Consider the following 13,203-nt stretch of genomic DNA (forward strand, 5'->3'; position numbering starts at 1 on the left):
GGTATTCATTGAGAGTGCTAAAGCTAAAGAGAATTACGAATAAATATAGGAGTTTTTTTTGAATTATACCCCAGCATCGATTGAGGCCAAGTGGCAGAAAACTTGGAGTGCAACCAAAGCGTATGAGCCCTCAACTGATTTTTCCAAACCTAAAAAATATGTTTTAAGTATGTTCCCTTACCCCTCGGGGCGGATCCACATGGGACACGTTCGTAATTATACGATCGGTGATGCTTTTGCCCGTTATTATCGTCAGCAGGGATTTAATGTCCTTCACCCGATCGGATGGGACAGTTTCGGTATGCCGGCAGAAAATGCGGCGATCAAACACGGGGTTCATCCGAAAAAATGGACCTATGAGAATATCGCGACGATGCGCGGCGAGTTGGCAGGGCTTGGACTTTCCTTTTCGGAAGATCGTGAGTTTGCAACCTCGAACCCTGAATATACGGCATTCGAACAGGGATTTATTATCGATATGTTCAACAAGGGGTTGTTGTACCGTAAGCAGGGGTTCCTCAACTGGTGTCCGCACGATTTGACTGTTTTAGCCAACGAGCAGGTGGTTGATGGCGGATGCTGGAGATGCGGAACGGAAATCGTCCAAAAAGAGATGTATCAGTATTATCTCAAAATCAGTGATTATGCTGAAGAGCTTCTCGAATCGCTTAAAACCCTCGAGGGGAAATGGCCGAAGCAGGTTTTAACGATGCAGGAGAACTGGATCGGAAAATCGTACGGGCTTGAATTTGCATTTAAACTCGATGATGAGAGCGAAGCGCGTCTCGGTGCCGTCTATCAAAGTTTCGATGTCTTTACGACCCGTCCCGATACGATTTACGGGGTGAGTTACGCCGCTCTTGCACCGGAACATGAAATTGTTCGTCATATGATCTCCTTCGGATTGCTCGACGCGGATACCGTTAATGCGATCAAAGCGATGCAGCGGGTGAGTGCACGGGAGCGTGCTACAAGTCCGAAAGAGGGTGTATCTCTGGGGATAAACGTACTTCATCCGCTAACGGGTACGAAAGTGCCGGTTTGGGTGGCGAATTTCGTTCTCACCGATTACGGCTCCGGTGCGGTTATGGCGGTTCCGGCACACGATGATCGTGACTTCGAGTTCGCAACCAAATACAATCTCCCGATCAAAGCGGTTATTTTCCCATCTGAGGGTGATCTACCGAGTGGATGCGCTTATACCGAAACGGGAATTCTCCGTGATAGTGCAGAGTTTAGCGGTCTTGATAATGTTAGTGCGAAAGCGTCGATTATGGATCATTTTGAAGCCGAAAAGCTCGGTAAAAAAGTGGTTAATTTTCGTCTCAAAGATTGGGGAATTAGCCGCCAGCGTTATTGGGGTGCTCCGATCCCGTTGATCCACTGTGACACGTGCGGAATCGTCCCTGAAGATAAAGCCAATCTTCCGGTAGCACTTCCTGAGGATGTCGTCATCAACGGTGAGGGAAATCCGCTCGAACATCATGCGACATGGAAATATTGTACGTGTCCGAAATGCGGCAAACCTGCCATCCGCGAAACCGATACGATGGATACTTTTATCCAATCGTCATGGTATTTCCTGCGCTACACGGTACCGAATGATCATAAAGAGGTATTTGACAAACAAGCCCTCGATTATTGGATGGGGGTTGATCACTATATCGGCGGAATCGAGCACGCGATCTTACATCTATTGTATGCGAGATTTTTTACCAAAATGCTCCGTGATTTGGGACACGTTAACAGCGATGAGCCGTTTGAGCATCTTTTAACGCAGGGGATGGTACTTAAAGACGGTGCGAAGATGTCGAAGTCCAAAGGAAATACTGTTGATCCGGGTGCTTTGGTGGAAAAATACGGTGCCGATACGGCGCGTCTTTTTATCCTTTTCGCCGCACCTCCGACCCAAGAGTTGGAATGGAATGACAGTGCGGTAGAGGGGGCCTATCGTTTTCTCAAACGGTTTGCCGACCGCAGTCAATATGTCAATGTGACCGACCGCTTACCGATAATTGATCATACTACCCTCTCTAAAGAAGAGAAAGGTGCTCGTAAAAAAGTGTACGAAGCCCTTAAACGTGCCCAAGAGGTTTATACTGAGCGTCATACGTTTAACACGATGATTGCCGGCGTTATGGAAGCGATGAATGCGTTGAACGAACAAACCAACCGCGATGTATGGACGGAAGGGTACTGGATACTCACCTCCGTGATGGAGCCGATCGTCCCCCATATTTGCTGGGAACTCTCAACCGAATTTTTCGGTGGTAAAAATTTTGGTGTTCAAGTGGTGTGCGAAGAGGTGTTTGAAGTCGATAGCGTAGCTTTGGGAGTTTCGATCAACGGAAAAAACCGCTCAACGATCGAAGTGGGAGTGAATGAATCTCAAGAGGCAATTATCGAGACGGCAAAAGCTTCCGTAGAGAAATGGCTAGAGGGAAAAGAGATCGTAAAAGCGATTGTAGTTCCCGGCAAACTCGTCAACCTCGTGATAAAAGGGTAACACCATGAAATTTTGGATACTGAGCGCATTGATCCTCCTTAGCGGATGCGGCTATCAGCCCTCAAGCTATTACGCTAAGCGTGTTGTCGGCGAGAGCGTCAGTACCGAAGTCGTGGTGAGGATGGAAGATCCTCAAAATACGGTTATTATCAAAGATGCCGTCGATACGGCGGTTATTACGAAATTTCGTACTTCATTGGTTCCTAAAAATAGTGCGCAAACCCATTTGAAAATTTCGATCGGTGGAGTCTCTTTTCGTCCATTGCGATACGATACCAACGGGTATGTTATTACCTACCGAGCTGCAGTGAGTATGCGTATTAGCCGTACGACAGACGGTAAAATATCTTCGTATTCGACCCGTGGGATGTATGATTTTGAGATCGAGCCCAATGCGATTATTTCCGATCAGGCTCGCTTTGAAGCGATACGCCAAGGGGCGCAAAAAGCGATCGATGCTTTTGTGGCACAAGTTGCGGCACAAGGTGCTGATTCGAATCTGACGCAAGCTGAAGCACCTGATGCTTACTCGAAATAAAGGGTAATCTATGACCATTAATCAGATCGTTCGCAATACCGTTGAGAGACTTAAAGCTGAGGGGAAAGTATGGACCCCTGATGTCTATACCGAAACGTTTTGTGCTGAAGCAAAAAAAGCGGGCTTTGCGGTTGAAGATTGCAGCGGAATTGATCGCTACAACTCCCTTTTTGATAAAAAGACGGCGGAAGAGATAAAACAATACCGTGTTAAAACGACGGCGGAGCTTATCCGCTTTTTAATCTCTAAGCTCAGCCGCATGAACCCGAACGAAGCGACGATATTGGTGGAACTTTTGAGCGCTTTGGCTAAAAAAATGGCACAAAGCATTGATGTGTTGCACAACCCTGATGCATCGGCACTGGCGAAGAAAACCATTACTATTTTGGAGTCTCAAGGGGGATCGACTCAGATAGAATTACTGAAACAGGCATGGAGTAATTTTCTGAGTGTGTATGATGACTCCTTTTTAATGAAGTTAGCCCATTTCGGCTCGGTTGATTCGGCTAATTTACGAAGTACCATTGAGAATCTTAGTCTGCATAAGAGTGTAGAAGAGGGTGTGGACTATAATAAAACAATCCGCTTACTCATCTCCTCATTGGTTCCCTCTATTGCACCTACAATGGACAATGCGACAATTGAACTTTCCCAAAAGCTGAATGACAATCCGGCGTATATCGCTACCGATGAGTGTGAAAAAGAGCTCAAAACAGCAATCGCTATGCGGATAGCTTTGGACAAGCGGAGTGTTGAAGAGATGGTAAATGCCCTCGATAAACTTCTCGAAAAACTCTCTGCACAGCTCATTGATTTGATTGAGCGAAGTGAAAGTTCAAGCAGTGAGATTCGAGAGGTTAAGCGTGATTTGGAAGCGTTGGAAAGCAATAAGCCTACCGATTTTAAAACAGCACACAAACGGCTTTACACCATTGCCAGCACACTGGAAGAAAAAGTCGAAGTATTGAGCAAAGATTTAAAGGTTCACAATGAAAAAGTGACCAAAATGGGGAAAAAGATTGCTGCATTGGAAGCGGAGCTGGCTCAGGCGACACAAGCTTCGCGGGAAGATTTTTTAACCAAACTCTTTAACAAACGGGCAATCGAAGAGTATATGAGCCTAAAAGAGGCCGAATTTGAGCGGCATGGGCACTCCTTTTGTATTGCGATGCTTGATTTGGACCATTTTAAAGCGGTGAATGATACCTATGGGCATGAAGCAGGGGATGCGGTGCTTATCGCATTTGCCAAAATTCTCAAAGACGAGGCGCGAACCAGTGATATTGTAGGACGTTTCGGGGGAGAGGAATTTTTGGCAATTTTGGGAGACACTGATCTCGCAGGGGCTAAAATATTTTGTGAAAAAGTACGCGCTCACGTTGAGCAAGCCCATTTTATGTATCAAGGGCAGCGCATTGCGGTGAGTGTCAGTATTGGTGTAGCCGAGCGTAGTGACTATTCTTCCTTAAAAGGGGTGGTGAAGGGGGCGGATGAACACCTTTATGATGCTAAACGAAAAGGGCGAAATCGCGTCGAGCCTGCATGAAACTGAGTGATTTTTTATCCCGTAAACCCCTTTTTTACGATGTTATCGATTATGAGCGATTTCCCAAAGCGTATCAAGCGCTTAAGCATCTCCTCCCTAGCCCTAAGATAATCCATCTTGTCGGCACAAACGGCAAAGGCTCTACAGGGCGTTTCTTAGCCAGCGCGCTGAGCCGTGCAGGGAAAAAAGTCGGACATTACACGTCGCCCCATATCATTCGCTTTAACGAGCGTATTTGGCTGAACGGTTCCGAGATAAACGATGAAGCGTTGGAATCGGCACATAAAAAACTTCTCTCCCTGTTACCGGATGCGGCTTCCGAAGCGTTAAGCTATTTTGAGTACACGACACTCCTTGCTATGGTCACGTATGAGGGGTGTGAATACGTCGTATGTGAAGCAGGTCTGGGTGGCGAGTTTGATGCGACCGCCGTTTTTGATAAGGTTCTGAGTATCTTTACCCCTATCGATTTTGATCATGCGGCGTTTTTAGGGAATAGTATCGATTCCATCGCAACGACGAAACTGCGAAGTATGCAGCGAGTTACTCTTTTGGGAAAACAAAAACACTCTGAAGTAGAGTCTATCGCACGTACCATCGCGGGTGAAAAAGGGTGTAGCCTCTATACTTTTTCAGAACGCGTTACTCCTGAAATAGAGACAATAGCATTGCATCTTGCCACGAAAAACGCGCTAAGCGGCTATTTATGCGATAATCTGATGTTGGCCATGATGGCTTATGAGCTTTTAGGTTATAAAGTGACCGAGGAGCTGTTTGATCAGAGTGCATTGTTTGGACGTCTGAGTCAAATAGCCCCTAATATAGTTTTGGATGTAGGGCATAACGCACTGGCGGCAGAATCGATCGTTCAAAGCTTTACGGGAAAAAGAGTGACCCTCATCTATAACACCTACGGCGATAAGGATTACCGAGAAATATTGACCCTTTTAAAGCCTATTATTGATTCGGTTGAGATTATTGAGGTAGAGGAAGGGCGGATTGTAGAGCGGATTCTTCTCGAATCGGTATTGCGTGAGTTGAATATCCCTTATCGATCATTTGAAGATATTAAAAAAAATAAAGAATATTTGGTTTTCGGTTCGTTCAGCGTAGCCGAGACGTTTTTAAAGAGGATGAATGTCACAAGCACGATGGTATGAATACGTAAAAAACAACCCGAAAAACCTTCCTGAAATCCTCCTCTGCGAGGATGCGAAAGAGGCATCGGAACTGAGCGATGTTTCGACATTTTTAGAAATTCCCCACATCGTATTACCCGATTTTCGTGCGACCTATATGGACGATTTACGCCCGTTTAGTGAAGAACTTTTTGCCCTTTTTGCCGCACTGCGTACCTATTACACGGCGTCCAAAAAACCGTTGATTATTTCACCCGTAAAAACGCTCCTTTTCCCTCTTCCTAATTCTTCATTACTTCAAAGCGAGACGATTGAGTTCGCTTCCCGAATCGATCTGGGGAGTTTTAAAGAGAAGCTGCTCCATTGGGGATATACCTTCGTCGATATGGTTGAGATGGAGGGGGAAGTCTCCCATCGCGGGGATATTCTCGATATTTACGTCCCGAATCAAAGTAACCCGTACCGTATCAGCCTCTTTGACGATGAGGTGGAAGAGATCAAAGCATTCGATGTCGAAACCCAGCGTACCGACAAAGAGGAACTGGCTTCCATTGATGTGACGAGCGCCTTTTTCTCCCTTGACGCGGATCAGTACAAACATTTCGAAAAAGCGATTGCATCCGCCCAAAGCGATAGTTTTGTCAAAGACATCGCCTCTTTGGGATTATGGGTATTGGGCGAGCATGGAGTGGATCTGTGCGAAGGAAAAAAACGTCTCCGTATCCGAGAGATGAAAAGTGTTCTCGATGAAGCCTACGGTCTTAATCAACCTGTATTACCACGTGAACGGCTTGAGGTAGATATCCTTCCCGAATCCGAAAAGTACACGCCATTAGGGGGAGGGAATTTCGAAACTCTCCGAAGCGTCCATAAAAACAAAAAATTCACCCTTATCGCCGCCAGTGATACGCAGCTCAAAGCCTCTGGGATATTTGAGCTTAAGGGGATAACGCTCAAAACGTCAGGGATCGTCCTCAATCTAATCGGCCCCGATGAAGTGATCTTCTCCCTCAACCGCCATGAGAAAAAGCGTCGTCGCCGTCGTACTTCCATCCTCCTCGATGATTTGAAAGTGGGGGATTACGTCGTACACGAAGAGTACGGAGTGGGGATTTTTGTTGGGATCGAGCAGGCGGAGATACTCGGTGGGATCAAAGACCTTGTCGTCATCAAATACATGGGGGATGACAAGCTTCTCCTCCCCGTCGAAAACCTCGACTCGATCGATCGCTATATCGCCTCAGGCTCGCTTCCTGTCTTAGACCGTTTAGGCAAAGGGAGCTTCGGCAAGCTCAAAGAATCGGTTAAAGCACGGCTGTTCGAGATCGCTTCCGAGATTGTCGGAATCGCGGCAAGTCGAGCCCTTATCAAAGCTTCGGTTATCAACGTCGACGGGGGGGAATTACGCCGTTTTCAAGCCGCCGCAGGTTTTGATTACACCCCCGATCAAGCGAGTGCGATTAGTTCAATAGTGCGCGACCTCTCTTCGGGGCAGATTATGGATCGCCTCCTCAGCGGAGATGTCGGTTTCGGAAAAACCGAAGTGGCAATGAACGCTATTTTTGCCGCAGCCAAAGGGGGATATCAATCGCTCCTAGTTGTTCCGACGACACTTCTGAGTTCCCAGCATTTTCAATCGCTCAAAGCACGCCTTGCACCGTTTGGTCTTCGAGTCGCCAAGTTAGACCGTTTTGTGAGCGCTAAAGAGAAAACGGCAACCTTGAGAGCGTTAGAAGCGGGGGAGCTCGATTGTGTCGTCGGAACTCATGCCCTCTTTGGGGTGAGCTGCGCGAAGCTCGGGATTGTTATCATCGATGAAGAGCACAAATTCGGGGTGAAACAAAAAGAGAAACTCAAATCGCTCTATGAAAACGTCCACCTTCTCAGTATGAGTGCGACGCCGATTCCCCGAAGTCTCAACCAAGCCCTCAGCTCGATTAAAACGATGTCCGAACTCCTCACACCGCCGAGCGAGCGCTTAGGGGTACGGACGTTTGTCAAAAACTACGATGAGAAACTGATCAAAGAGGTGATACTACGCGAGCTTCGACGCGGCGGTCAGGTATTTTATGTCCATAACTCGATCGATTCGATGATTATAAAATCAGGCGAGCTCAAAGCGATCCTCCCTGATCTGCGTATTCTCATTCTCCACTCCCAAATCAGCGCCACCCAAACCGAGGAGGAGCTTGCCAAGTTTGCCGATCGTCAGTACGATGTCCTTCTCGCCACCTCAATCATCGAATCGGGGATCCATATGCCGACGGTCAACACGATGATCATCGACGGAGCCGATCGTTTCGGAATGGCCGATCTGCATCAGCTGCGCGGACGGGTCGGACGGGGGCATACCGAGGGGTATGCCTATTTTATCGTCGATGATAAAGACCACCTCACCGAAGAGGCGAAAAAGCGCCTTGTAGCGCTCGAATCCAACTCATTTTTGGGAAGCGGCTCAATGCTCGCCTACCATGATCTCGAAATCCGAGGAGGGGGGAATCTCGTTGGAGATGCCCAAAGCGGCCATATCAAAAATATCGGTTATGCCCTTTATTTGCGTATGTTGGAAGATGCCATCAAAATCCTCACCAACCAAACAACGGCGGTACGGGCGAAAGTGGATATCAAACTCACCGTCAGTGCCTTTATCAGCGATGAAATCGTCACCGAAGATCGCCTCCGCCTTGAACTCTATCGTCGCCTCAGCCAATGTGAATCTCCGAGTGAGATTTACGAGATCGAAGAAGAGGTAGGGGATCGTTTCGGTAAGCCGGATACGCCGACCAAGCAGTTTTTTGAGATTATGGTGATCAAGCTCCTCTGTATCGAGAAGAAGATCAAAATGGTGAGCAACTATAACCAAAATATCACTATAGAGTACCAAAGCGGCGTAAAAGAGACACTGCAGAGCAAAAGTAAAGACGATGATGATCTGATCGGTACCGTCTTGCACTATCTCAGAAACCTAAAAGAAAAGTGATTAGAGTTGTTGATTTATGTAAAACTTCATTATTCACTATTTTTTATAATTTCGACAGGTATAATTATAATACTAAACCATAGGTAGGCAAAAATGGATAAAACTCTAACATTGCAGTCGTTGGGTGAAGCTAAAAAAGCGCATGTCAAATGGGTACAGCGTGCTAAATTGTTGATTGAAGGGATGGCTATCGATGAGAGTGCAATCCCCCTCAACTGTACCGATTGTGTATTTGGGGAGTGGTTTTACAGCGAAGGGCAAAAACTCAATGCCCTCGGAAATATGGGGTGTTTAACCGATATTGAAAAAGCCCATTTTACCCTCCATGATGAGTATATGCAGATTTTTAAAATTTATTTTTCGGATAATGGGAGAACGTTGTTTTCAAAAATCTTCAATACTAAAAAAAAGGTAAGTGACAAGGAAAAAGAGATTGCAAAAGATCATTTTCTGAAACTACAAGCTGCATCGGATGAAGTTTTAGATCATATCGGTCGCCTTGAGCGCCGTTTGTATGCGATTCCCCAAAGCTCATTTGATGCCAATATGAGCGGTATATAATTTGAGTTTTTGCAGCTATTACGATACCCACCAATGCCACTCATGCAGCTGGATCGATTATCACTACGCCGAACAACTGAAATTAAAAGGGGAGCATCTCCATGCCCTTTTAAACCCCTATACGCCCGAAGATTGGCTCAAGCCTGCAACATCACCGCTCAAAGGGTTTCGAAATAAAGCGAAGATGGTAGCAACCCCGACATTGGAGGGGATAGTGCTGGGGCTCTCCGAAGAGGTGAGTCTCATCGAGTGCCCTCTGTACGATATCAGTATGCAGAAAACATTGCATACGGTCCAAGAGTGGCTTCGAGAGCTAGGGATAAAAGGGTATGACATACGATTGCGAAAAGGGGAGCTGAAATACGTCCTCCTCACCAAAAGCAAATCCAACGGTTCAATGATGCTCCGTTTTGTCCTCAAATCGCACGGAATCATCGGACGGTTGGAGAACGGTTTGGACGATTTGATAAAACGCGCCCCCGATCTTAAAGTGATCACCGCCAATATACAGCCGATTCATATGGCAATTTTAGAAGGGGAAGAAGAGATTTTCTTAACCGAACAGCGCCGCCTCGAAGAGCGATTTAACGGTATCCCCCTCTATATTCGCCCCAAAAGCTTTTTCCAAACCAACCCCGAAGTGGCTGAAAAACTCTACCGTACCGCGAGCGAGTGGGCGGATGAGAGCAAACCGAAGATTTTATGGGATCTTTTTTGCGGAGTAGGGGGATTTGCACTCCATTGTGCCGTGAGCGATCGGAGTATCGTCGGTATCGAGATCGAGCCTGAAGCGATAGAGTGCGCCCGTGATTCTGCCGCGCTGTTGGAGCTTAAAAACGTCCGCTTTGAATCGCTCGACGCGGCGAGTTTCGGAGCAAGTTCGGGTGAGAAACCTGATGTGATTATTGTGAACCCTCCGCGCCGTGGCTTGGGAGAGCAATTGTGCAAATGGCTGATCCGTGTCAATGCGGATCGGATTCTTTATTCGAGCTGCAATGCGACGAGTTTAGCCAAAGACCTTGAGAGCCTCAGCGGTTACAGTGTTCGACGCGTCCAGCTTTTTGATATGTTTCCCCACACGACCCACTATGAAGTTTTGGTGGAGCTGGTACTCGTATAAAGTTCTCCAAATGTATCGAGATACGTGAGGTAAAGACGTACTTCGAATTCGAGCTGATGATACTCGGGTTCGATATGGGTGCAAAGTTTATAGAAGGCTTTGTTATGCTCTTTCTCTTTGAGATGGGCGAGTTCATGGGTAACGATCATCCGCAAAAACGGTTCGGGGTTTTTTTTAAACAGATGGGAGATTCGAATCTCATTTTTTGCTTTGAGCTTCCCCCCCTGCACCCGTGAGACGAAGGTGTGGGTTCCGAGTGCGGAGCTGAGATCACGGATTTTGGTGTCATAAAGAACTTTGGAAATGACGCCAGAACTGCGAAAATGGGTGTTTTTGATGGCCATAACGTAATCATAAAGGCTTTTATCGGTAGTAACCGTATGGGTGTCGGGATATTTGAGTAAAAGGCGTTCGCCAAGGGTATTCGTATCGATCAGTTTTTTTACCTGTGTCCGTATCTCTTGGCTGTAGTGGGTCAAATATTTAAGTGATTGCATACGCAATTGTAGTATAGTTACACAACATAATGCAAAGGTTCGGGATGGAACATCAAAAGATCGACGAACTCGTCGCAAAGATTAAAGCACTCGAATCGGAGCTGGAAGAGCAACTGCACCAAGAGTATGAGAAATTTACCTGCGAAATAACGAAAAAACGCGAAGAGCTTCTCGCCTCTTATCGGCGTGAGCACCAAGGGTTATACCGCTATTTGGTGACGACACCGATTTTGCATTTTCTGAGTGCTCCGGTGATTTGGTCGGTTATCATCCCTGCCATGGTTCTTGACGCATTTGTAAGTGTCTATCAGTGGATCTGTTTTCCGATCTATAAGATCACCAAAGTCAAACGAAGCGATTACATCATCATCGATCGTCATAGGCTTGGCTATCTCAACAGCATCGAAAAACTCAACTGCCTCTATTGCAGTTATTTCAACGGATTGATGGGTTACATTAGCGAGATTGCCGGTCGTACCGAACAATACTGGTGCCCGATACGCCATGCATCGCGGGTCAAATTTATGCACAACAATTACAAAAAATTTTTTGATTACGGAGACAGTGAGAACTTTCGTCAAAGAAGCGCAGAGCTTAGAGAGGATCTTAAAGAGGAGAAAGAGTGAAAATAGCGTTTATCGGAGATATCGTCGGCCGTCCGGGACGGACGATGATCAAAGAGCACCTCACAAAGCTCAGACGTGAACACGAAATCGATTTCGTCATCGCCAACTATGAAAACGCTTCGCACGGCTTTGGGGTGACACTCAAAAATGCTCAAGAGCTGTTTGCTCTGGGGATCGACGTGATGAGCGGCGGGAACCACACGTGGGATAAAAAAGAGATCGAACCGTTATTGGAGTCTATGCCTCTCCTGCGTCCTCATAACTACCCTGAAGGGGTCAAAGGGACAGGGTGCAAGATTTTCGACGTTGCAGGGGAAAAACTTGCTGTCCTCAATATTATGGGGCATTACGGAATGCCGTACGTTGATAATGCGTTTCGATGCGCCCGTGACACCGTCGCACACCTCAAAAATGACGGGGTACATCATATCTTCCTCGATTTTCACGCCGAAGCCTCCAGCGAGAAGCGCGCTATGATGATGCTTCTTCAGGGAGAGGTGAGCGGTATTATCGGAACCCACACCCACGTGGGGAGCGATGATTTTCAGATTGCCAAAGGGACGGCGTATCTCACCGATATCGGTCTCTCAGGTTGTCGCGATAACGTCATCGGGATGGATTCGAAAGTTCCGTTAGAGCGGTTTATCACGGGAGTATCGGGACGGTTTGAAGTGCCTGAAAAATGCCGAAAAATCCTCCAAATCGCTATAATGACATTCGATGAGGGGAAATGCACCGAAGCATTCAAACTCAAAATATTTGATGATGGAAGAGTATTCCGCACCGATGCGTGGTGTGAGGAATAGCCATCCGACAAAGGAGCTTTTATGCAGTTAACCGATTCTTTCGAACTTTTCAGTGCATTAGAGAGCCTTAAACTCTTAGAGGAGTCTCCGCCGCTGTGGTGGCCTGCCTATGGTACTTTTGAAGTGGTAGTCGGTGCCATCCTCACCCAAAACACCCAATGGTCACGTGTTCAAATCTCCCTCGATAACCTCCGTATCAAAGAGTTTCTCTCCCTTCACGTCTTAGCCCATTGCGATGTCGAGGAGTTAATGGAGCTGATCCGACCCAGCGGTTTGTTCAAAGCCAAAGCCCAAAGCCTTATCCGCCTCTCCCAAGCGATCATTGATGATTTCAGCGATTTTGAAACCTTTTCTCTCTCCGTAGATCGCGACTGGCTGTTATCGCAAAAAGGGATCGGCCCTGAAACGGCAGACAGCATCCTATGTTACGCCTGCGCCCGTCCCGCGATGGTCGTGGACAGCTACACGGCACGGCTGTTAAACGCGTTCGGATATGAGTTCGAGAGTTATGATGAATTACAGGAGTGGTGTGAAGTGGGGGTGAGAGGCTATTTCGACACTGTTCAGCTTCCCGCAGCGTTTGCGCGGTTTCATGGGATGATTGTGGAGTATGTGAAGAGGAATAGTAAGGGGAAAGTGGTAGCTATTGAAAAATTACTGGGTTAGATTTAAAACACCTCTTTAACCCGTCCCACTTCCCCGCTCATCAATCTCACTTTGATCCCGTGAGGATGGTTCGGTGATTTGGTGAGGATGTCACGAACGACCCCCTCGGTTAATCTCCCCGTCCTTTGATCCTCTTTGAGGACGATGCTCACCCGTTTGCCTGAGATAATATTTTTACGTTCGCGTCCGTCCATAGTTGATCCTTTGTCTTATGGATG

General features: G+C 46.9%; 12 protein-coding genes. 10 read left to right on the forward strand and 2 right to left on the reverse strand.

The genetic code is table 11. The annotated features are described in order from the left end of the window. Positions 1–58 precede the first annotated feature (58 nt). The 7 genes from leuS (at position 59) to rlmC (ending at position 10,390) form a co-directional block, all read left to right on the forward strand. The gene (leuS, locus tag A2517_RS11820; RefSeq protein WP_294897318.1) at positions 59–2,506 is read left to right on the forward strand and encodes a leucine--tRNA ligase; all 2,448 of its coding nucleotides are present in this window, start codon (positions 59–61) and stop codon (positions 2,504–2,506) included. 4 nt (positions 2,507–2,510) lie between these two features. Continuing rightward, positions 2,511–3,044: an LPS assembly lipoprotein LptE gene (gene lptE / locus A2517_RS11825; RefSeq protein ID WP_294897320.1), complete on the forward strand. Its 534-nt coding sequence runs from the start codon at positions 2,511–2,513 to the stop codon at positions 3,042–3,044. Between the two features lie 10 nt (positions 3,045–3,054). Next, positions 3,055–4,590, forward strand: a complete 1,536-nt coding sequence (locus A2517_RS11830; protein WP_294897322.1) for a GGDEF domain-containing protein — start codon at positions 3,055–3,057, stop codon at positions 4,588–4,590. Then, entirely contained in the window at positions 4,587–5,750 is a 1,164-nt protein-coding gene (locus tag A2517_RS11835; protein WP_294897324.1) for a folylpolyglutamate synthase/dihydrofolate synthase family protein, read from the forward strand. The genes A2517_RS11830 and A2517_RS11835 overlap by 4 nt, the downstream gene beginning before the upstream one ends. Continuing rightward, positions 5,728–8,709 (forward strand): DEAD/DEAH box helicase, encoded by a 2,982-nt coding sequence (locus tag A2517_RS11840; protein ID WP_294897326.1) that lies wholly within the window; start codon positions 5,728–5,730, stop codon positions 8,707–8,709. The genes A2517_RS11835 and A2517_RS11840 overlap by 23 nt, the downstream gene beginning before the upstream one ends. A 93-nt stretch (positions 8,710–8,802) precedes the next feature. Next, the gene (locus A2517_RS11845; RefSeq protein ID WP_294897328.1) at positions 8,803–9,270 is read left to right on the forward strand and encodes a CZB domain-containing protein; all 468 of its coding nucleotides are present in this window, start codon (positions 8,803–8,805) and stop codon (positions 9,268–9,270) included. Position 9,271: 1 nt separating this feature from the next. After that, on the forward strand, positions 9,272–10,390 hold the full coding sequence (rlmC, locus tag A2517_RS11850; RefSeq protein ID WP_294897330.1) for a 23S rRNA (uracil(747)-C(5))-methyltransferase RlmC: 1,119 nt from the start codon (positions 9,272–9,274) through the stop codon (positions 10,388–10,390). On the opposite strand, the gene A2517_RS11855 is transcribed toward rlmC, so the two are convergent. Next, entirely contained in the window at positions 10,357–10,887 is a 531-nt protein-coding gene (locus A2517_RS11855; protein ID WP_294897332.1) for a YgjP-like metallopeptidase domain-containing protein, read from the reverse strand. The two genes, rlmC and A2517_RS11855, sit on opposite strands and share 34 nt — an antisense overlap. Positions 10,888–10,931: 44 nt before the next feature. Between A2517_RS11855 and A2517_RS11860 the strand changes: the two genes are divergently transcribed. The 3 genes from A2517_RS11860 to A2517_RS11870 are packed head-to-tail and all read left to right on the forward strand — an operon-like array spanning position 10,932 to position 12,985. Beyond that, a complete protein-coding gene (locus tag A2517_RS11860) occupies positions 10,932–11,513 on the forward strand; it encodes a hypothetical protein (RefSeq protein ID WP_294897334.1) in 582 nt (193 codons plus the stop codon). Beyond that, the gene (locus A2517_RS11865) at positions 11,510–12,319 is read left to right on the forward strand and encodes a TIGR00282 family metallophosphoesterase (protein ID WP_294897336.1); all 810 of its coding nucleotides are present in this window, start codon (positions 11,510–11,512) and stop codon (positions 12,317–12,319) included. The genes A2517_RS11860 and A2517_RS11865 overlap by 4 nt, the downstream gene beginning before the upstream one ends. Positions 12,320–12,340: 21 nt before the next feature. Then, positions 12,341–12,985, forward strand: a complete 645-nt coding sequence (locus tag A2517_RS11870; protein ID WP_294897338.1) for a 3-methyladenine DNA glycosylase — start codon at positions 12,341–12,343, stop codon at positions 12,983–12,985. Between the two features lie 2 nt (positions 12,986–12,987). Here A2517_RS11870 and A2517_RS11875 read toward each other — a convergent pair whose 3' ends face one another. Beyond that, positions 12,988–13,179, reverse strand: coding sequence for a YwbE family protein (locus A2517_RS11875; RefSeq protein ID WP_294897341.1), 192 nt, complete (start codon positions 13,177–13,179; stop codon positions 12,988–12,990). Positions 13,180–13,203: the final 24 nt, after the last annotated feature.

Origin of the sequence: Sulfuricurvum sp. RIFOXYD12_FULL_44_77 (genome assembly GCF_001830725.1) — a bacterium.
In the GTDB taxonomy this organism is placed as follows: domain Bacteria; phylum Campylobacterota; class Campylobacteria; order Campylobacterales; family Sulfurimonadaceae; genus Sulfuricurvum; species Sulfuricurvum kujiense_A.

Bases quoted from the DNA above. Each gene is read 5' to 3' on its own strand.
- A2517_RS11870 (WP_294897338.1), top strand. From the start codon at position 12,341: ATGCAGTTAACCGATTCTTTCGAACTTTTCAGTGCATTAGAGAGCCTT.
- A2517_RS11840 (WP_294897326.1), top strand. From the start codon at position 5,728: ATGTCACAAGCACGATGGTATGAATACGTAAAAAACAACCCGAAAAAC.
- A2517_RS11855 (WP_294897332.1), bottom strand. From the start codon at position 10,887: ATGCAATCACTTAAATATTTGACCCACTACAGCCAAGAGATACGGACA.
- A2517_RS11845 (WP_294897328.1), top strand. From the start codon at position 8,803: ATGGATAAAACTCTAACATTGCAGTCGTTGGGTGAAGCTAAAAAAGCG.
- A2517_RS11860 (WP_294897334.1), top strand. From the start codon at position 10,932: ATGGAACATCAAAAGATCGACGAACTCGTCGCAAAGATTAAAGCACTC.
- A2517_RS11875 (WP_294897341.1), bottom strand. From the start codon at position 13,179: ATGGACGGACGCGAACGTAAAAATATTATCTCAGGCAAACGGGTGAGC.
- lptE (WP_294897320.1), top strand. From the start codon at position 2,511: ATGAAATTTTGGATACTGAGCGCATTGATCCTCCTTAGCGGATGCGGC.
- A2517_RS11830 (WP_294897322.1), top strand. From the start codon at position 3,055: ATGACCATTAATCAGATCGTTCGCAATACCGTTGAGAGACTTAAAGCT.
- A2517_RS11835 (WP_294897324.1), top strand. From the start codon at position 4,587: ATGAAACTGAGTGATTTTTTATCCCGTAAACCCCTTTTTTACGATGTT.